We start from the raw sequence: 19,455 nt of genomic DNA, 5'->3' as shown, positions 1-19,455 counted from the left end.
CCACAAAAACTGTGGATAACTGTGTTAGCAGAGCAAGGACAGAGCGCCCCAGCCCGCGAGAACAGCGCGCTGACGATTCTTGGATACTAAATGACCGCACTCAATCACTGGGGGATAAGATTGTCGTCCAAAGCCTTTGCCGCGGCCAGTGCAGGCCGATTTGCCAGTTTTTCCACATAGGCCTCGAATTCCGGTCGTTTGGGAATCGAGCCGAACTCCATACCCCACATGATGTGGGAGCCAACGTAGACATCGGCCGCGGTGAATTGGCGACCGGCGATATAGGGTTTATCTGATACCGCCTGCACCAGGGTATCAATGGTGCGGTCGTAGGTGCCGTAGCCCACCATTTTTTCCAGGTCGCTGGTGACCTCGGCCTTGAGTACGCGGTCCATCACCGCCGCCTCCAACGGGCCCGCTGCAAAGAACAGCCACCGGTAATAGGCCGCCCGATCAGTCAGATCAGGCGCCAGGCCCGCATCCGGGAAGGCATCGGCAAGATAGGCACAAATAGCGGCAGATTCGGTTACCACCTGGCCACGGTGCACCAGGGCCGGCACTTTGCCCATGGGATTGATAGCGAGATAGTCATTGGCCTTCATGTTGGTTTCATAGGCGAGCAGAACCTGGCGATAGTCGGCGCCGACCTCTTCCAGCATCCAGCGCACAATACGCCCTCGAGACATGGGGTTGGTGTAGAAAATGAGATCGCAATCGGAAGACTCGGTGATAGCCATGGCGGGATGCTCCGGGGCAAAGGGGATCTTCAAAGACTAGCCCAATCCACAGCCTGCTCAAGGGTTCTTTTCCGGGTGCTGAGGTATTCCCCAGGGAATACAACTATCCTTAAACGAGGCTGCACTCGAAACCGTTTGGAGCACCCCGCCATGAAGCCAAAACTCCCCAAATTACCGGACCTGAAACTGGATGTGGACCACCGCATTCCTGCCTCCTGGGACTTCGATACAGGTGTGGGATTGATACTGCTGGTATCTGACCTGCACCGGGAGGCTATGGACAAGGCGCCCTGGGCGGATTACCTGAAACTGCGCCTGGCCGATTTCCCGAAATCCGCCAATCCGATACTGATCTCAGGCCCCCGAGGCACCCGCACCAGCATCGGGTTTGTGTCGGCAGATGCCCGGGGCTTCAAGGCCCTGAGCCAGGCCCGGGCCCTGCTCGCGCCGTTGATGGCAGAGCGCTGCCGCAAGGTCAACGTGATTTCACTGCTCGATCTGCCTGGAACGGCCTGCATCATGGCCGAAGCCCTGGTTTCGGCCGCCTACGCTGCCCTGTTCCAGCTGCCAAGACTCTCGGACCAGCCCGAAGACAAGCCTCCGCTGGCCGCCATGAACTTCTATGGTGAGTTTGAAGCGGCCGACTTTCGCTACGCCAAGGCAACCGCCGAGGGCAACAACCTTGCACGCTGGCTGACTCAGTTGCCGGGCAACTACCTGACCCCCAGCATTTACCGGGAGTACGCCCAGGCACTGGCGCACCAGGAAGGCTGGGAGGTGGAATTCTACGATTGCGACCAGTTGGAACAGATGAAAGCCGGTGCCTTTTTATCCGTGGTTCAGGCCAGCCCCAACCGGGATGCGGGCATCCTGCAATTAAGGTATCGCCTGACCGGTGCCGAGGAACGGCCACTAGCCCTGGTCGGCAAAGGTATCTGTTTCGACACCGGTGGTAGTAATCTCAAGACCGGCGGCAGCATGCTTGGAATGCACGGCGACATGCAGGGCAGCGCGGTTGCGTTGGGTACCCTGCTTGCCCTCACCCGGCTTAATTTCCCGGCACCAGTAGACTGCTGGCTGGCGCTGGCGGAAAACCACATCGGCTCAAGGGCCGTGAAATGCAACGATGTGGTGACCGCCCTCAATGGCACCACCATTGAATTGATCAATACCGATGCCGAGGGCCGCATGGTTCTGGCCGACACCCTGGCCCTGGCCTGCCGGAAACCACCACGCGCCATTCTCGACTATGCCACCCTCACCGGGGCGGTGGTCTCAAGCCTTGGCAACCGCATGGCCGGCGCCCTCACCAATCGTCGCCACTGGGTGGAATCCATCATTCAGGCCGGTGAACATTGTGGTGAGCGGGTGTGGCCGTTTCCCTACGAGGACGATTATGACGACGACCTGAAATCCGAGGTCGCCGATACGCTTCAATGCCGGACCGCCGGCGCGGGCGATCACATATACGCCGCTCGCTTCCTCGGACGCTTTGTGGATAAAGACGTGGGCTGGCTCCACGTCGACATGGCGTCCACCGGCACTCACAAGGGCGGGCTGGCGCACATCCCCTCGGACATCCAAGGGTTTGGGGTTCGGTTTGGCGTAGAGTGGTTCAACCGGGTCATCGCGGAATGATCTGCTCTCGTCAGAGGTGTTAGTCGGGGAGCAGGGTTGAATGATCCAGTTAACCCCACAACCTGTAGTCATGGAGTTAGCGACTGATTAATCAACATCAAACCGACCTAACGGGAGCACCCTGGAATGAAACGCATAACCCTGAGCAAACCGGGCGGACTGGATCAACTGCAGCTGAGTGAGACTCCGGAGCCGGGCCAACCCGGACCGGGCGAGATTCGCGTTCGCGTCCGTGCCAGCTCACTGAACTTCCACGATTACGCCGTGGTGGTCGGTGCCATCCCAACCGAAGACAATCGCATTCCCATGGCCGATGGCGCCGGTACGGTTGAGGCCGTGGGCGAAGGTGTGACGGAATTCAAATCGGGCGATAACGTGGTATCAACCTTTTTCCCCCAGTGGCTGAATGGCCCGGCCCCCATCGATAACTTCTCCACCACACCTGGGGATGGTGAGGACGGCTATGCCCGCGAGCTGGTTGTTCGTGCCGCCAACTGGTTTACCCACGCGCCCAAAGGCTACAGCCATGCCGAAGCGGCGACTCTGACGACGGCTGGCTTGACCGCCTGGCGCGCACTGGTGGTGAACGGTGGCCTGAAAGCCGGCGATACCGTGCTGACCCTGGGCACTGGCGGCGTTTCCATCTTTGCCTTGCAGTTCGCCAAGATGATGGGCGCCACGGTGATCTCGACGTCGTCATCGGACGACAAGCTGGCGCGTTTGCGGGAGCTGGGTGCAGACCGCACCATTAACTACAAGACCACTTCGGCCTGGGGTGCGAAGGTGCAGGAACTCACCAATGGTGAGGGCGTGGACCATGTCATTGAAGTTGGCGGCCCGGGCACTTTGCCGGAATCCATCGATGCCGTGCGCATTGGCGGGCATATCTCGCTGATTGGTGTTTTGACCGGCCGTGAGGGCGAGGTACCTACCGCCAAGTTGATGGCCAAACAGGCACGCCTGCAGGGACTGATTGTGGGCAGCCGCGCGCATCAACAGGAGATGATCCGGGCGATCGAGGCCAATGACATGCACCCGATCCTGGATCGTTCGTTTGGCCTTGAGGACATTGCCGACGCTTTCCGGCACGAAGAATCCGGGCGTCACTTTGGCAAAATTTGTCTTGAGTCTGACGAAAAACAAGAGTGACCGGCAGCTTTGCCAACACCGGTCAATTAACGGTCACATTTCCGGAGCGCCTGGTATCAGGCGCTCCGAGCTACCTATCCTTGCGTTGCCAACATAGTTATCCACAGTTTTTGTGGGCAAGTTCTTATCCACACGAGCGCTAAACTGACCTGCGCTAAAGGGCAGGCAACTTACATTTCGTTACAATTTATTTTTTGTGGTTTCTTCGACCTTGGTCTTACCTCAAACTGCTTAATCTCAACGATTAAGTGCTCCAAATAACAATAAGCTGCACGTGTAAGAGCATCGCAATGATACTCAGCGTGCTTAATTTGAAGCTTCGCATACACTCTCCTACCACCACGGAAGAAAGACTACAGAGCTCGGAAGCTAAAAGGTTTCATTGTGTGTGCGATTCAGATCTTGGAACCGCAACATGAACAACAATATAAAAAACCGAACGACCCGTTCCACTAAAACCTTCCTGATTGCCGCGGCCCTCTCCACGGGCGCAATTATGGCATCCAGCCCGGCACTGGCTGGCGCTGACAAAACAAATCATCCAGTTGTGATGGTTCACGGCATGGCGGGTTTCGACGACATACTCGGCTATCACTACTTCAGTGACACATACGGGCGCAAGCTCTACACCAACTGTTACTGGTACAGCAGCTGTAACAAGTATCTCGACTGGGGCCAAATTGGGGCAGCGGCGGAAATGTCGCCATTCCACTCTTCCGACCATCGCGGCCTGCAGCTGGCTGACGCAGTGGAAGCCTGGATGATTGCCAACAACTTCACCCATGTGAACTTTGTCGGCCACTCCCAGGGTGGCATGGACCTGCGCAAGGCCGCCAAAATTCTCCACGATCGCTTTGGCTATCAAGTCGTCAAAGTTGCCTATAGCATTTCCTCGCCGCACCGTGGCTCTCCCATCGCCAAGCATGTCCTGGATCTCGGCGAAGGCGTCAGTGACATTGTCGAGGCGCTGGCCGACACCTACGGCAACATCGTTTATGGCGCCGAAAACGACGCCAATGCGGCACTGAAACAGTTGATCTACGACGACTACGATCCCAGCGACGGGGTTCTGACCGGGGCCAAGCAGTTCAACGAGAATTACCCAGTCAGCTCGACCTACGCCAAACGCTATGCCTCAACGGTGAACTCCCAACAAGGCGGAAACGTGAATCCGGCGCTGTGGATTACCCAGGATGACTATTTCAATATTGATGGGGATGGTTATTGCATCGATGACTGCAGCGGCGATGGGGCCGCCGGTCAAGGCAACGGCGAGCAGTACGATACCGACGACGACGGCCTCGTGGGAATCAACTCCCAGCAGATGGCTGGCGCACTGAGTTTCATTACAACGCCTGGGGGATGGACTACCTGACCACCTACAGCGATACCGACTACGTGAGCAACATCAACCAGCCAACGCCGACCCAGATGACCTCGCGCGGTGCGGTGATCAATCAGGATCATCTGGATATGATCGGTATACCCAATACCACCTTCCGCATCCGGAATTTCTACGGGGCCATTTTCCACTACATCGCCCAGTACGATAACTAAGGAGCAAGCCTAACGTTCGACACATCCAGAGGCCTGCCCCTGTTCGCTAAAGGGCGGGCCCTGGTTCCTGACAGCCCTAACAACAAGAAACCATCGACGCGATTATGATCCTGAGCAAACATCTAACAGCCAAAAGTCTTTGCCTTAGTCTTTCGTTGGGCGTGCTGGTGCCACTTGCCTACTGGCTAACCAGTGCCACGCCGACTGCCAACGCCGAGACACCGCCATCGCCCGAACAGGCGGCTGAATCAGCGCCGCCGGCACCGCCCGCAGAGCAACCTGTGCAAATGAAAGCGACAGCAGACACCATCGACTATCAGGCGATGCTGGAAGGTGCGACCGTAATCAACGGGTCCCTGACGTTCGAACAGGTCGTTGCGCTCATGCGCGAACACCACGGCCGGGAGCTCGACACCCGGCTGGGACAAATCGATCTCATCACCGCCCTCCTTGAATATCTGCGTCAGAGTCAGCCAGAAAACTGGCGCGCTTCCATGCAAGCTCTGTTGGAGGCGGCCTTTCCCGAAATGGCCGGGGAACTCATGCAACTTGCCGAGAACCACCTTGAATACCAAGCCTGGTACGCCGCCGGTGCGCAGGACATTCAGCAACTCGATCCGGACAGCCGGATGGAAATCCTGATGCAACACCGTTCAGAAATCTTCGGCAAAGAAGTTGCGGAGGAGCTCTGGCAGCACCAGATTCGAGACTACGAAATGGCAAAGGCCATGGAACGCATCACCTCAGATACCGAACGCCCTCTCAACCAGCGACTCGAGGAGCTCAGCCAGTTGGTCCACCAGACCTATCCTGAAGAAGCGATTTCAAATCAGAGCCTGGCGATGGGTGACTCCTTCGCTAACAAGTTCCTGAAAGCCAGCCAGCAGGAGCTCCGGGAAATGCCCACATACCAAAGACGAGAAGCAATTGCCGAGATTCGACGAAGTCTCGGTTACAGTGAGCGGGCTGTGGAAAATCTCGCCCGCCTGGATCGCAAGAGAGACCAACGCTGGGCAGCAGGTGATCAGTACATGGCGCAGCGGCAGGAAATCACGGCTAAGTACAATGGTGAGGAGCGTCAGCGCCGCCTAAAGGAAGCGCGACGCACTTTTCTGGGCGCCGAAGCCGACTCAATCCGAAAAGAAGAAGAGGCCGGCTACTTTCGCTTCGAACAGGAACGAAGCTACGGCATTCATTGAGCCGTTCCACTGCACTGAAATTGTGCTCAAGAGGAGATTGGTCACTTAACCGCCACATTCCCGGAGCGCCTGCATTCACGCGCCCCGGGGCACCTGTCCTTGCGATGCCAACAGAGTTATCCACAGTTTTTGTGGGCAAGTTCTTGCCCACACCTCACCGACCCTGAGCACCTCGCCGTAACCAGTCGTGCACAAACGCCAGCTTTCGCTGGGCCGCTTGCGACAACACGAAGGGATAAAGATCCGACAGCCCCATCGAGCGATTGATGTGATTCACACGGATGGCGAGTGACGCGGCCACATTGATCAATCGTGCGGTGTCCGGTTCCGAATATGGATCCCAGTTGGCGGGCATTTCCTCGGATGACAGGCCCGAGGCAACGGCACTGTCGGTAATGTCGGTCAGGTGCAATAGATGGGCCGCGGTTTCAGCCCAATCTTCGTGCGGATGGGCAGAGGCATAGGAAGTCAGGTAAGAGGTCCGCCAATCCGGTGGAGGTCCATCGTGGTAATGGCGCTGCAGTGCCGCCGTATAGTCAGCACGCTCATCGCCAAACTTCTCGCGAAATGCCTCCAGAAAGTCTTCCCGCAAACTAAGCCGCCACCAGAGCATGTGTGCAATCTCATGGCGCATGTGGCCCACCATCGTTCGGTAGGGTTCCTGCAGGGCCTCCCTCCGGCTGGTTCGCACCACCGGATCCGCCTCGGCTACGCCAATCGTCACCACACCATTGGCATGGCCCATGGCGACCGGGGTCAGGCCTTCGGCCAACATGTGAAAAATCGGGCGAGTTCCGGGATCTTCCGGGCGAAACCAATGCCAACGGCCCAGGTTGTCGATCACCCAGCGTTTGGCGGCTTCGGTTTCAGCCAGTTATGCATGGCGTTGGGGATGCTCGGGTCCGGCGCCAGCGCTGTCATGGCACAGGAGCGCAGAAGGCGCCCTCTTTCGGCGCAATCCAGTTGCAACCGATGACTTCCCGGTTGGCACAGAATGGCCGCACCGGCAGGAAGGCCCTGGCCTGGGGATCGTAGCCGACGGGCGTACCCTCGGCGGTGGCCAGATTATCGAACCAGAGTGAGCCGGAGCCCACGGGATTGGAGAAAACCAGCATGCTGCCATTACTCCTGAATAGGGAATCATCCCAGTGTAGGCGGCTTTAGAAGTTCGACAACTCGTCCTGGAGGTCGCGCTTCAACTCTTCAGGCTCGGTGATCCACAGGGTGTCATCAGCGCCAGGGAAAACCCCGATTTCCAAACCGTCTTTGGTCAGGCCCGGCACCCACTTCTTGAAGAAGTCAGGGAGGGAGATGCTTTTAGGCGACAGGTCGTCGGAATCATTGCCGTACGCTGCGGCAAAAACCGCGCTGGGCCAAACCGGCAAATACGCCACGCCTTCGTCCTCTGACTCCAGCTTCAGGAAGTGGCTGTCGCCATTGACGAGAATCCAGATCTCGCGCTCTTCGAGCACTTCATTCAGGAAGTAGTCGTAGCGTTCTTCGCCATCCATGCCGAGGATTTGCTCCAGCGATTCGGTGGTCATATTGATTTCAATGCTCCAGTAGGTAGTTCTGTGTGTTACTGCCGCCGAGCCTAGCACGAATCGCACACGAACCGATGCCAACCTTGCTCTTAACTATGCCCCATCGCCGCAGCTTTGCCCTCATCGACGCAAAACGACTAAGCCACCCATATCAACTTTATTCTTTCATTTAATGTGTAGGAAAGTTACATTTTATCTTCAGCCTTCTGCTTTCCTCGTCGGCTTGGCCATGAGAGACGGCAACACCCAGGATTTCAGATGATCGAACCGAAACTCCCAATTAACGAAGACACGCGGCTTGAAACCCTTCGTGCTTTGCAAATATTGGATTCGGTACCGGAGGAGCGATTTGATCGCTTAACCCGGATGGCCAAGCGCATGTTCAGCGTACCCATCTCTCTCGTCGCCCTCATCGACGACGATCGGCAATGGTTCAAATCTAAGCAGGGTCTGGAGGCAGATCAGACACCTCGGACCATTTCTTTCTGTGGCCATACCATCCTCGGAGATAAACCTTTTATCGTTCCCGATGCTCTCGAAGACGAGCGATTCAAAAACAACCCACTGGTTCTGGGCGAGCCGAATATTCGATTTTACGCGGGCTGCCCGTTACGTATGTCCAATGGCAGCAAACTCGCGACACTTTGCCTTATCGATAATGAACCGCGGGAGCTGGAGCAAGAAGATCTGCAATTGCTGCAGGACCTTGCAACCATGGCAGAACAGGAAATTGCCGCCGTGCAGTTAGCAACCCTGGATGAGCTAACACTGATATCGAACCGGCGAGGCTTTACCACGCTGGGGGAGCATGCGCTCCATGTCTGCCGCAGAAAGAACTGGCCGGTAACCTTTCTCCTGTTCGACCTGAACGAATTCAAGCTAATCAATGACCAGTTCGGCCATGCCGAGGGCGACCGCGCCTGATCAGCTTCGCGAACGTGATGCGGAGAAGCTTCCGGGATTCTGATGTCTTTGCGCGCATCGGAGGCGATGAGTTTGCTGCACTCTTGACTGATACCGACGAGAGCGCCGTTGCACTTGTACTTGAACGCTTCGCCAGTCAGATCGAAAGCCTGAATCAGACCGAAAAACGGGGGTATAACATCCGCTACAGTGTTGGTTCAGTATCCCACCCTCCGGGGTCAGTCGTCAGCATTGACGCGATGAAGGCAGAGGCCGATGCGCGCATGTACGAAGGCAAAAGAGACGCCACCCGCTGAGCCCTGACAGGCAAAAAAAGACGGCCCATTCAGGCCGTCTTTTTGATTCCAGCTCTCTGACTTGAGAGCCTTTGGCATCTTCGATCATCAACGCGCCACCTTCCATCGTCAGGGCAATGGTACCGCCCTGCGCTGTGGCTACGGCGTGCATACGCCAACCACGACTGATTAAACTTTGTACACACTTGTGCCTGCCGATGGCATCTTCATTGAGCCCTGCTGAACTAATCCACTAACATGCCGGCCTTCTCGAAGCGCGCTAAACTCAGCACCAGCCTGCAGGGAAAGGATTCAGAAATGACGGATGGAAGAAGCACAGACCAGAGCAATGGCCACAGCAAGATAGAGCCCGATGCTCAGCCGTCACAAGCACCGTTAATCGACGCCATCAGCATCCGCAGTGTGGCGCTTATCGTGCTGGCCAGTATTGCCACACTCTATTTCATCGACTGGGCCCAACCTGTCCTGCTACCCCTGGTCGTTGCAGTTTTGATCAGTTACGCCCTGGATCCGCTGGTTTCGCTGCTTGATCGGGTACGTATTCCTCGTCCTCTCGGCGCTGCCATCGTCATGTCATCTCTTATTGGTGTCATTGCGGCCGCAGGCACGCCCCTTAAGCAGGAAGCCATGGCCATGCTGGATAAGGTTCCGGTAGCCATTCAGGAGTTCCAGCGCAAAGAAGCTCGCAGCCGGGACACTGAAGAAAGCATCATGGAAAAGGCGCAAACCGCCGCGAAGCAGATCGAAGAGACCGCGGCCAAGGATCAACAAGACGCCATCTCAAACCAGCCGGGCATCACGCCAGTGCGGGTGGTGGACAAGCCCATGGATATCCAGGCTTACGTCATCAAGGGCTCGCCTGCCGCCCTGATTCTCATCTCGCAGTTTTTCTCAGTGTTGCTGCTGGTGTATTTCCTACTTGCCGTTGGCTCACTGTACCGGCGCAAGGTGGTGCGGATATCTGGCCCCTCATTTGGCCGTATGCGCAAGGCAGCCAGAATCATGGATGACCTGCACCACCAGATCCGCCGCTTCCTGTTCGTGATGGTGATCGGTGCACTGTTTGTTGGAGTTCTGACCTGGCTGGCGTTTCTTGGCCTGGGCGTTGAACAGGCAGCCCTGTGGGGTGTCGTGGCGGGTATCGCCAGCGGCGTTCCCTACCTTGGGCCGTTCCTGGTGTTCATCGGCACCGGCCTGGCCGGATTCATCCAGTTTGGTGCGTTAGATAACGCCATCATTATCGCCGGCACCTCGCTGCTGATTACCAGCATTCAGGGCAACCTGCTTACCCCCTGGCTGACCAGTTACATTTCCAGTCTTAACGCGGTCGCCATCTTTATCGGCTTGCTGTTCTGGGGCTGGCTTTGGGCATTGGTTTGATTGTGGCCACCCCGATTCTGATGATCACTAAGTCCCTGTGTGATCATGTTGTCAATCTACGCGCGATCGGCGAATTGCTGGGTAAGTAACTCGGCCGAGAGGAGCTTTATGACTACAGCGACCGGACACGCGCTGTTGGCGGCACTGGGACTGGGACTGGGACTTATCGGGTACGCCTTATGGCGTTGTGTTCAAGCGCTCAAAAACACCGATCATCACAGCCACGGACCGAAAACCTCAGCAATCGGTCAAGCCTGCTAGAGGCTATTTATCGGAGGGTAGAACCGGATTCCTAATCAGCCGTGCCGGGTGCAGCGGCTGCTGTATCTTCGGGTTCTGACTCGGGCTGAGATTTTGGCTCGGACTGAGAATGCGCATCGGCTTCCGCTTCTTTCATCAACTCCATGCCGCCCTTCATTAAAAGGGACCGGAGCCGTGGATCGCCCTGCTGGGCAACACCAACCGCAAAGGCAGTCAGTGCCGCCTCCAGAGGGTTATTGCGAATCAACCCCCGTAAGGCCTCAACTGAAGATTCGCCGCGCGAGTCCGTACCTCCCTTTTTTGCGGAAGTACTCGGGGTGCTGGTCATGCGCCAGAAGAACACCCCCAGCAACAACATGCACAAAACTCCGACAGAGGCCATTGCAGCAGCCTCACCAATGTATGGCGACAATGCCAGGATGGCGGCCTGAATCAACAGGTAAAACCCGGTGATGAGCAGGGCCGTCAGCAATACCATCGACAGCAGGAATGCTGTCAGCGCAGCAATTGCCTTGCGTACGGCCCCCTGCAGTTTGGCTTGGGCGGAGTCAAGCATGGTTAGCGATCAAGCAACTTGCCAACCAGAACCCCCGCCAGAAACATGAGAACAATGCTCAGGAAGGGACGTTCTTCTATTTTGTGCTCAACGTCATGCACGGCTTTGTCGCCGGCATCCCGGGCCCGATTGAAGGCGTCGTTGCCCTTCTGTCGAACCTGATCAAACGCCTCTTGGCTTTCCCGACGGATCTCGTCCCGGAGACTGCTGATGTTGCTCTTCTGGCCATCAGATACAGCCTTTGTGAGCGTCGCCAAATCTTCACGCAGCTGCTGCAGATCTTTCTTAACCTGGTTGTATTCGTCCTGACTGGATTTCGCTTCCATTGTGAGGCCTCCTGAACCATTGGTTTTTCGATCATCGTTCACACCGAAGAGGACGACAGTTACTGTAAAGCCTGCCATTCCGCTGGCGTTGGAAAATAAGCGTAGCACACTCGCTTGGAGCCAAAACCACGATTTTGACTGTGCTCAATTAGATTCCTGTAACGTTGGGGATACAGTGAAAGGCGAACGGTTGAGTTGCTCCAGCTTGTCGCGCAGCCTGTGCCTTTGCCGGCGGGAATTCTTGTGCTTGGTGTCCCAGGTCTGTGGTGCCAGGTCGCACTGCTCGCCTTTGGCGCGCAGAGTGAAGCTGCGCTCAGCCCCCATGGGCAGGTCTTCCGGGCCGTAGATTCCGATCAGTTGAATGGTCAGCCGCTCGAATTCAAGGTCACCGGCGGGCAGAAAACCCTGCATCTCGATCTTGGCTTGCCTGGCCATACGCCGAACAATATTCTGAAATGTCCCGATGTGCAGGAAATCACCCGGCTGTACAGGCCCCTGCCGGGTATTGTCGCGCACGCGATCCGGGATCTCATCCGGCTCGTGCTGCTCGTCGCCTTCGCCCTGGTCACCATAGCCCCGCTCGAAATAGTCCCGCTCGAAATCCGTGACGTCCATGACGATGCTGCCACGGGAGGTTTCCAGCTCCGCGACGATGTATTCAATGAACACAGGCTCTGCGCTCATGTTGCTGATGATGCAGAGCGCATTAATGTCCTTACGCTTTCCGCGATTGATGATCAGCCGGGGCCGGCGCTGGCGTCGGTAGCCCTTGTAGAGAAGCTGAGCATAGACCAGCCAGATCAGCAGGGTTCCAATTGAAGTGAGTGCTGTCAGGCTGTCGTGATGCTGTGATATCCAGTCCATATCCGGCGCTCCTTATTTGCGATTGATCTCTTCGGGTCCCTGCCCGGGTTCCGGCACGTCGTGTTTGCTGGCACCTTGTTCCCGGGCCAGCTCCTTCGCCCATTGATCATCATCTCTGTTGCCTTGCAGCGGCTCTTGGTCCTGCCCCCGCACCGGGGCATAGCGCAGGCTGGTGAGCAATGGAAAATGATCAGATCCGATGGATGGCAGGCGCTGAATCGACACCAGGGTGAAATGCTCACTGTGGAACAGATGATCCAGAGGCCAGCGCAGCAGCGGATAGTCCGCATGAAAGGTACTGTGAAGCCCCCGCCCGACGCGCGGATCCAGCAGGCCACTGACCTTGCGAAACAGACGCGTGGTCGGCGACCAGGCGACGTCGTTGAGATCACCGGTGACAATCACCGGCTCGTCAGTGTCGGCAACACTGCGACCGACAATTACCAGTTCCGCGTCCCGTTCTGCCGATTCCGGATTTTCGGTCGGGCTTGGCGGCGCCGGATGCAGGAAATGAATCCGGACCTTTTCGCCGGAACGCAGCTCCACCAGCGCGTGCATGGACGGTACATCGTCTTCGATCAGGAAGCGGCATTCCGCCTCGGCCAGCGGCAACCGCGAGAACACGTGCATGCCGTAGAGATTATCCAGCGGACATTGGATGGTATAGGGCATGCGGGATTTCAGCACTGCCAGCTGATCCTCCCACCACTGATCCGACTCCAGGGTGACCAGTACATCCGGCTGGTGCTTCTCCACAAGGCTGATCAGGCGCCGACGTTGCGATTGGGAGTCAGCACATTGGAAGTCAGGATGGTGATGGTGCGATCCGGATCGCCTCGGCGGGCCGCTTTAACCTCTCGAGGCCAAAGCACGGTATAGGGCAAAATCCACCACAACTGACAGCCAAGGCTGAGTGCGGTTGCCGCAACCAGAAACCAACTGAGGGGGCGGTCCAACTCCAGCAGGGCAAGCTGCAGTATTAGCACCACCAAAGCGACCGCAGCCAACTGCAGCCTGGGAAAATCGAAACCGCGAATGATCCAGTGCGGATGACGCAGCATCGGCAACAGCGTGGCCAAAGCCACGACCACCGTAACTAACGCCAATCCCCACAGCATGAAAACGTCCACTGTCGCCATGACATTGCATCCTTTACGGCGCGGCCGTTGTCAGTCGAAGTAGTCTTGAATCCAGTCAACCAGGGTCTGAACCGTCACATCGGTCAGGGCCATACTCTGGAAACTGTCCCCCACCTCATCCTCAATGGTCACGAACTGATACAACAGGGTGCCCGGCTGCTCGTCATGGAGAATCAGGGTGATCCGCCGGCGGGTGCGCAGGCAGTCAATGGTCATGACATCGGCCGGTATACCGGCGTCACGCATGCCGCGGCGCACTTCCACCACCGGATTAATGTGTTCATGGGCGGCCTGGATGCGCGCGTGCGCGTCGCTGGCCATATCGGATAATGCTTTCAGGGGATCTTCAGACATTGGGGCTGGCCTGGAATCGGCTGAATGGAGTGGGTGAGACGGTCATTCAAGTCTAGCAGACTGCGGTACGAGGCAATTCATAGCGGAGATGGCGAGGTCACGGAACACCGGCTCCGAGGTAATCATACCGGGGAACCGGTCTGCCATGGCTCGGCGACAGGCAGGCTCCCGCTTCTCGCTTCTTTTCAAGCAATCAGTGTGGGCGTCGGAGCCAGTGGCGGCGTCGATGGCGTCTTCGCACAGCTTCGGAACCTGATCGACAGCCCAGTCCACCACCGTGCCACGCTCGACCGGATTGGCAGCCAGATTGGTAAATCGGCTTGGATCTACCGGACTCGGCTTTTCCTGCGTCTGGTCCCAGACCACATAAATCAGTGCCGCCGTGACCAGCGTGACAGTAACCACAGGAAACTTCATGAGCGCGTCCGTATCAGGAAAATGAGCACTGGATGTTAAAGACTCTGCCGCACCCTGCCAACCCGAGCCTAACCGGTACGGTGCGGTGTCGCTTTCGGGGATTTTTCGCGACAGCCAGTTTGGCTGAGGCCTCAGGTGAGTGCCCAGCTCCGCAACAGGTTGTGATAGACCCCGGTTAGCCTCAGCAGATCCGGGGTGTCCGCGGGCTGAGTGGCGCTAAGCCCCTGGATTGACTGGTCCAGATCAAACAACATACTACGCTTGCCGCCGTCCGCCACCAGGCTTTGCACCCAAAAAAACGAACTCACCCGCTCACCTCGGGTCACCGGTTCAACCCGGTGCAGGCTGGAGGACGGGTACAACACCAGGTCGCCCGCTGCCAACTTGATCTGCTGAGCACCGAAGTTGGTCTCTATGGTCAACTCTCCCCCGGCGTAATCGTCCGGATCGGTCAAAAACAGGGTGGCCGACAGATCACTGCGCAGGGTGGCACGCCCCTCATCCAGCGCCATTACAGCAGCATCCACGTGAGTACCGTAGTGCCCCCCATCCCGGTAACGATTGAACTTGGGCGGGTAGATGCGTTCGGGCAGCGCCGCCGAAACAAACAATGGATGGTTGCCCAACCTCTGCACTAGATGATTACTGAGCGAACGCGCCAATTCCGAGTGATCGTTCAGCTGTTGGTTCTGCTTCACACTGGCCGCGCGCGCGCCTGCCGACAGGGCGCCGTCCTGCCAGTCACCTTGTGCCAGCTGGCGACGAAATTCGGCGATTTCTGCAGGCGTAAGCACCTGTTCAATGACAGTTAGCATGACATTATCCGTATCCTGGGTTGGTAAAATGAACATCCTGAGCCAGGCAACGGGCGCTGATATCAGCAACGGTCGGCGTGCCGGCCAGCGCCATACAGAGCTCCAATTCGTCTCGGAACAGTTTCAGCATGTGCGCGACACCGAGCGCGCCAGCAACCGCCAGGGCGTAGACCTGGGGCCGGCCGACCAGCACCGCATTGGCGCCGCAGGCCAGGGCTTTGAACACGTCGTAGCCGCTGCGAATTCCGCCGTCGATCAATAGCGGATAGGCCGCGCCCAGGCGAGCCCGCACCGCCGGCAACACGCTGAGCGCCGAAGGTACGCCGTCCAGGGCCCGGCCACCGTGATTGGACAGAATCAGGCCAGCTATACCCATACGCTGACATTGCTCCGCGTCATCGGTATCAAGCACGCCTTTAACGATCACGGGCAAGCGGGTCTGCCCCAATAGCCAGGTTAAGTCCTGCCAGCCAGGTGCCGTTGCCATCAGCCCTTGAAACACGCCTGCTGCGCCTGTGGTGGGCTGGTCCTGCACGGAAAAGTCCGCCAGATTGGCCGGCTGGCAGTGCGCTGGCAGTCGGAAGCCGGCCCGCTGGGCCCGGCGACTGAGGGACTGCACCGGGGTATCCAGGGTCACCACCAGAGCGGTATAACCGGCTGCTTCGGCCCGTTGGACCAGCGCCAACGTGTTTTCCTTCCGAGGCTGGAAATACAGCTGGAACCATTTGGGGCTATCGGTGGCGGCTGCGATGTCCTCCAGGCGGCGAGTTGCCTGAGTGCTGGCAATCAGAGCGGTATCGGTCGCGGCTGCCCCCTGGGCAACCGCAACTTCGCCGTCCCTATGAACCAGCCCCTGATGCCCGACCGGAGCCAGCAACACCGGGTGGGCAATGCCCTGCCCCATCAGGGACACCCGGGTATGCCCCTGGGCACAGTCCACCAGCAGCCGGTTGCGGATGCTCAAGCGAGCGATATCCTCGATGTTCGCCCGCAGACTCTGCTCGTTGCCACTGCCACCGGCAATATAGGCGAGGGTCGCGGGCTCGAGAAACTCCGAAGCCAGACGTTCGTAGTCGGACACGGATACCAGGCTTGCTGGTATCCGCTCCAGGGGTTCACGGATGGTCGCCATGTTCAGAACGAGTAACTGACCGTGGCGTGCGCGTTGCGGGCATCGCCAATATAGGCGAAGGCACCGCTGCGGTAAGCCGTCAGGTAGTAGTCCTCGTCGGTCACGTTGTTCACATTCACCCGCACAGACAGGTCCTTGGTGAACTGGTAACTCGCGAACAGGTCGTACACGGTGTAAGACGGCACGCCAAAGTCGCTGGCACCTGAATCCGGCTGGCCCACGAAGACTTCGCTTGAGTAGGTGGCGGCACCGCCGAAAGCAAACGCCGATGTGGCCTGGTAGCGCAGCAACATATACAGGCTCTTGTCGGCGAAGTTAGCCAGGGTCTTGCCTTCGTCTTCCGGATCCTCACTTTCCAGAACCTCGGCGTCCATCACGGCCGCACCGAACTGGGTGCTCAGCTTGTCGGTGATGTTGCCGGACAGACCGATTTCCACACCCTCGACCCGGTTCTTACCGGTATTGAGCGTACCGGTAGTCTCGTAGTCGGCTCCTTCCATGACGTCGTCCTTGGTAATCTGGAACACCGCAGCAGTCAGCAACAACTTGTCATTGAACAGATCCCATTTGGTGCCCAGTTCGATGTTTTCGGCTTTCTCCGGTTTGCTGTTGCCCACCTCATCTTCGCTGCCGCACAGGCCACCATAGCCACAGTTGCCTCCGACGTCGGATTCACCGCCGTTGATTTCGGCCGAGGTGCTGTAGGTGGCGTACACGTTGCCATTATCGGTCAGCTTGTACACCAGGCCGGTATGGCCGTTCCACAAGGTATCGGCGTACTCGTAGTTGGAGGTGGTGCCATCGCGGTTGGCCACTTTATTCGAATAATCGAACCGGTCGGCCCGCACGCCCAGCGACAGAATCCAACGATCAGTCAGGTCGATGGTATCCATGACCGAAACGGACACGGTATCGATCTCGTAGTCCGTGGTCTGGTCGCCACGGCTGATGTCCCGCTGGATCAGATTGTGGATGTCGCTCACCGTGTTGCCGTCAGGGCCGACAATGCAGTAACCGGCGCTGTCACCGCCGCGACCGGAAACCACACAGTTAGTGTCACCGGTGTTGGTCAGGTTGTAGCCGCCATTCTGGACCTTGTTACGGCTCAGCTCAGTGCTGAACACCCACTGGTGCCGTTGTCCAGCCAGTTCGGTGTCCCAGTGCAGGTTGGTGACGTTGGCCAGGTACTCCACTTCCTGCCAGCCATCGTGACTACTCAGAGAAATGGTTTCAGCGCCGGGCGCATCGGGGTCCGAGGCAGCGCGATTGGTCCCTCGGGCACCGGTCACCACATAGTCATTTTCGGTGGTGCCGTAGCGCGTGCCGTTCACCAGCCGAACATTGTCGGTAAAGTCGTAACCGGCCTGGAAGGTGAATGCCTGAACGTCGGAAGCCAGAAAATCCTCGTTCTGCACGTAGACCGGAATATCGTCATTCGGGTTGCTGTCACGGTCGACATAAGAGCCCAGATCCGGATTGTCGTTGGCACTGAGGAAGTAGTAATCGGCGACCAGATCCAGCTTGTCCGTTGCCTGGTAGCGGCCCGATACCGCAGCACCGTTGCGCTCCCGGTCTGCCGGGCCACGGTCTGGGACCTCTTCATAGGCATGCAGCAGATTCACCCGCATGGCGACGTCGTCGGTGATCGGCTGGTTGGTGTCCAGGGTGATACGGCGGTAGTCGTCGGTACCGGCACCCACATCGAGCTTATTAAAGGCATACCCGGTGCTGGCCTGTTTGGTGATGCCGTTGACGGCACCACCGGTGGAGCCCCGCCCGGCGAAGGTGGAGCTGGGGCCCTTGGTAACCTCGACCTGCTCCAGGGCAAAACTCTCCCGGGTGGTCATCCCCGGGTCGCGCAAACCATCAACAAACACATCGCTCCGGGCCTCGTGACCACGGATCACGTACCGGTCGCCAAAGGCATTACCGTTCTCGCCGGTGCCCAGGGTAATGCCTGGCTGCGCCGCCAGGATTTCCTTAAGGTCGGATTTGCCCGAATCCTCAATCTGGCTCTCGGTCAACACGGTGATGGTCTGTGGCGTGTCGGCCAGCGGTTTGACCTTGCGGGCATCCCCCGAGGTCCACGCCTTGTAGGGAGCGCCGGGCTCGGCATACGGATTGGTCTCCAGAGTCCGGTCTTCAATCTGCAGGGTGTCCAGCTCGAACAGCTCCTCATCCTGCGCCATAGCCAGCGGGCTCATCAGAGATGCAGACAGCCCCAGTGCCAGGGCGCTGCGAGCATGCTGGGGCGCATAACTAACAGCGCGGGCGGTGGTGCGCAGACTTCCGGGTTTCATGAGGTTACGGGGGTTCGATGTCATTCTTTTTCCTTCTTCTGGTTATCGGGTAATGAGCGAGTACTCGACGGGAATGGCGAGGGTCAGTCGCTCCCTGGCCATGGCTTCGGGAATCGGCGGCACGGGATTGGCCCTCTCCAGCATGTCGAGGGCAGCCTGATCCAGGCTGGCGTGACCGGACCCAGTCTTGATGCTGGCGCTGATCACCTCGCCGCGCTGGTTGATCGAAAACTTGATCACCACCACGCCCTGGACTTTTTCTTTCTTCAGTTCCGGTGGGTAATCCTTGTGTTGGTGTAACCAAGCCATCAATTTGGCGAAGTAGCTTTTGGCGTCGCCCCTGGTCCCGCCAGCGCGTTCCTGACTGGCCCGCCCGGTGGATTGCTGCTGAGCCTTGCTTGCCACTTCCGAGGCTCCTGCTCTGGCTCTGACTGGGACTCGGATTTGGCCTCAGCGATAGGCTTGTCTGGCTTCTCGGTCTGCGGCAGTGGCTTTGGCTGCGGCTGAGGTTTCGGCGCCGGTGGTTCGGACTTTGGCGCAGGTGCCGGATCGACAGGCGCCTTGGCGACGTGCACGTCCGCTGCATCGGCGACCGGCTTTTCGGTCAGCTCCAGCTCCGGTTCCGGCCGGGGTATTGGGATTGGGTCTGGGGCTGGGTTTGGAGTCGGTTGCGCGCGCGCAGGCTCGGGCACCACTGGCTCCGGCTCGGCCAGGTGCTGTTCCAGCTGATCCTGATAACCGCCCTCTCGCCCCAGCCCTACTTCCAGGCCTAAATCACCATCGTCCAAAGCGGTGCTCACGCTGCGATCAGCCTGGCCACCAGGCTCGCCGCCAACGCCAGGTGCGCACTGAGGGCCAACAACAGCG

22 protein-coding genes and 1 pseudogene are annotated in these 19,455 nt (G+C 58.2%); 7 read left to right on the top strand and 16 right to left on the bottom strand.

Annotated elements, in window-relative coordinates; all coding sequences use genetic code 11:
* Positions 1 to 104: 104 nt before the first annotated feature.
* Positions 105 to 737: a glutathione S-transferase family protein gene (locus tag AU14_RS05495; RefSeq protein WP_041339566.1), complete on the bottom strand. Its 633-nt coding sequence runs from the start codon at positions 735 to 737 to the stop codon at positions 105 to 107.
* A gap of 150 nt (positions 738 to 887) precedes the next feature.
* Between AU14_RS05495 and AU14_RS18580 the strand changes: the two genes are divergently transcribed.
* The 5 genes from AU14_RS18580 to AU14_RS05475 all read left to right on the top strand — a co-directional run bounded on the left by AU14_RS18580 (position 888) and on the right by AU14_RS05475 (position 6,280).
* A complete protein-coding gene (locus AU14_RS18580; RefSeq protein WP_052471975.1) occupies positions 888 to 2,375 on the top strand; it encodes a M17 family metallopeptidase in 1,488 nt (495 codons plus the stop codon).
* Between the two features lie 126 nt (positions 2,376 to 2,501).
* On the top strand, positions 2,502 to 3,524 hold the full coding sequence (locus AU14_RS05485) for a zinc-dependent alcohol dehydrogenase family protein (RefSeq protein WP_041339564.1): 1,023 nt from the start codon (positions 2,502 to 2,504) through the stop codon (positions 3,522 to 3,524).
* A 415-nt stretch (positions 3,525 to 3,939) separates the two neighbouring features.
* Positions 3,940 to 4,899: an esterase/lipase family protein gene (locus tag AU14_RS05480; RefSeq protein ID WP_201773516.1), complete on the top strand. Its 960-nt coding sequence runs from the start codon at positions 3,940 to 3,942 to the stop codon at positions 4,897 to 4,899.
* Positions 4,887 to 5,081 carry a hypothetical protein gene (locus AU14_RS19795; protein WP_201773515.1) on the top strand — a complete coding sequence of 65 codons (195 nt, stop codon included), beginning with the start codon at positions 4,887 to 4,889 and terminating at the stop codon, positions 5,079 to 5,081. Before AU14_RS05480 ends, AU14_RS19795 begins: the two co-directional genes overlap by 13 nt.
* A 167-nt stretch (positions 5,082 to 5,248) precedes the next feature.
* The gene (locus AU14_RS05475) at positions 5,249 to 6,280 is read left to right on the top strand and encodes a hypothetical protein (RefSeq protein WP_148312721.1); all 1,032 of its coding nucleotides are present in this window, start codon (positions 5,249 to 5,251) and stop codon (positions 6,278 to 6,280) included.
* 154 nt (positions 6,281 to 6,434) lie between these two features.
* Here AU14_RS05475 and AU14_RS05470 read toward each other — a convergent pair whose 3' ends face one another.
* The 3 genes from AU14_RS05470 to AU14_RS05465 all read right to left on the bottom strand — a co-directional run bounded on the left by AU14_RS05470 (position 6,435) and on the right by AU14_RS05465 (position 7,824).
* Positions 6,435 to 7,124, bottom strand: coding sequence for a putative zinc-binding metallopeptidase (locus AU14_RS05470; RefSeq protein ID WP_236744428.1), 690 nt, complete (start codon positions 7,122 to 7,124; stop codon positions 6,435 to 6,437).
* 73 nt (positions 7,125 to 7,197) lie between these two features.
* Positions 7,198 to 7,395, bottom strand: a complete 198-nt coding sequence (locus AU14_RS20735; RefSeq protein WP_236744427.1) for a hypothetical protein — start codon at positions 7,393 to 7,395, stop codon at positions 7,198 to 7,200.
* A gap of 45 nt (positions 7,396 to 7,440) precedes the next feature.
* Positions 7,441 to 7,824 carry a DUF2750 domain-containing protein gene (locus AU14_RS05465; protein WP_041339560.1) on the bottom strand — a complete coding sequence of 128 codons (384 nt, stop codon included), beginning with the start codon at positions 7,822 to 7,824 and terminating at the stop codon, positions 7,441 to 7,443.
* A gap of 258 nt (positions 7,825 to 8,082) precedes the next feature.
* Between AU14_RS05465 and AU14_RS05460 the strand changes: the two are divergent.
* A pseudogene (locus AU14_RS05460) lies at positions 8,083 to 9,044 on the top strand (sensor domain-containing diguanylate cyclase).
* Between the two features lie 297 nt (positions 9,045 to 9,341).
* On the top strand, positions 9,342 to 10,424 hold the full coding sequence (locus AU14_RS05455; protein WP_236744426.1) for an AI-2E family transporter: 1,083 nt from the start codon (positions 9,342 to 9,344) through the stop codon (positions 10,422 to 10,424).
* 292 nt (positions 10,425 to 10,716) lie between these two features.
* Here the strand turns inward: AU14_RS05455 and AU14_RS05450 are convergent, their stop codons facing one another.
* The 12 genes from AU14_RS05450 to AU14_RS19325 all read right to left on the bottom strand — a co-directional run bounded on the left by AU14_RS05450 (position 10,717) and on the right by AU14_RS19325 (position 19,388).
* A complete protein-coding gene (locus AU14_RS05450) occupies positions 10,717 to 11,241 on the bottom strand; it encodes a hypothetical protein (RefSeq protein ID WP_052471974.1) in 525 nt (174 codons plus the stop codon).
* A gap of 2 nt (positions 11,242 to 11,243) precedes the next feature.
* The gene (locus AU14_RS05445; protein WP_041339558.1) at positions 11,244 to 11,567 is read right to left on the bottom strand and encodes a DUF883 family protein; all 324 of its coding nucleotides are present in this window, start codon (positions 11,565 to 11,567) and stop codon (positions 11,244 to 11,246) included.
* A gap of 144 nt (positions 11,568 to 11,711) precedes the next feature.
* Complete coding sequence (locus AU14_RS05440; RefSeq protein ID WP_041339556.1) at positions 11,712 to 12,431, bottom strand: hypothetical protein; 720 nt, start codon at positions 12,429 to 12,431, stop codon at positions 11,712 to 11,714.
* A 12-nt stretch (positions 12,432 to 12,443) separates the two neighbouring features.
* Positions 12,444 to 13,187, bottom strand: a complete 744-nt coding sequence (locus AU14_RS05435; protein WP_330217961.1) for an endonuclease/exonuclease/phosphatase family protein — start codon at positions 13,185 to 13,187, stop codon at positions 12,444 to 12,446.
* A gap of 8 nt (positions 13,188 to 13,195) precedes the next feature.
* Positions 13,196 to 13,570 (bottom strand): hypothetical protein, encoded by a 375-nt coding sequence (locus tag AU14_RS23205; RefSeq protein ID WP_330217960.1) that lies wholly within the window; start codon positions 13,568 to 13,570, stop codon positions 13,196 to 13,198.
* Positions 13,571 to 13,600: 30 nt separating this feature from the next.
* Positions 13,601 to 13,924 carry a hypothetical protein gene (locus AU14_RS05430; RefSeq protein ID WP_041339554.1) on the bottom strand — a complete coding sequence of 108 codons (324 nt, stop codon included), beginning with the start codon at positions 13,922 to 13,924 and terminating at the stop codon, positions 13,601 to 13,603.
* Between the two features lie 42 nt (positions 13,925 to 13,966).
* Positions 13,967 to 14,341 (bottom strand): hypothetical protein, encoded by a 375-nt coding sequence (locus tag AU14_RS05425; RefSeq protein WP_041339552.1) that lies wholly within the window; start codon positions 14,339 to 14,341, stop codon positions 13,967 to 13,969.
* Between the two features lie 131 nt (positions 14,342 to 14,472).
* Complete coding sequence (locus tag AU14_RS05420; protein ID WP_041339550.1) at positions 14,473 to 15,156, bottom strand: Fe2+-dependent dioxygenase; 684 nt, start codon at positions 15,154 to 15,156, stop codon at positions 14,473 to 14,475.
* Positions 15,157 to 15,160: 4 nt separating this feature from the next.
* Positions 15,161 to 16,288: an alpha-hydroxy acid oxidase gene (locus AU14_RS05415; RefSeq protein ID WP_041339548.1), complete on the bottom strand. Its 1,128-nt coding sequence runs from the start codon at positions 16,286 to 16,288 to the stop codon at positions 15,161 to 15,163.
* A gap of 2 nt (positions 16,289 to 16,290) precedes the next feature.
* Positions 16,291 to 18,612, bottom strand: coding sequence for a TonB-dependent receptor (locus AU14_RS05410; protein WP_041339547.1), 2,322 nt, complete (start codon positions 18,610 to 18,612; stop codon positions 16,291 to 16,293).
* 18 nt (positions 18,613 to 18,630) lie between these two features.
* Positions 18,631 to 18,897 (bottom strand): energy transducer TonB, encoded by a 267-nt coding sequence (locus AU14_RS05405; protein ID WP_148312720.1) that lies wholly within the window; start codon positions 18,895 to 18,897, stop codon positions 18,631 to 18,633.
* Complete coding sequence (locus AU14_RS19325; RefSeq protein ID WP_148312719.1) at positions 18,897 to 19,388, bottom strand: hypothetical protein; 492 nt, start codon at positions 19,386 to 19,388, stop codon at positions 18,897 to 18,899. The genes AU14_RS05405 and AU14_RS19325 overlap by 1 nt, the downstream gene beginning before the upstream one ends.
* Between the last annotated feature and the right edge of the window lie 67 nt (positions 19,389 to 19,455).

Source organism: Marinobacter similis (assembly GCF_000830985.1).
Classification (GTDB): Bacteria; Pseudomonadota; Gammaproteobacteria; order Pseudomonadales; family Oleiphilaceae; genus Marinobacter; species Marinobacter similis.
This window is presented reverse-complemented; position numbering and strand designations above follow the sequence as displayed.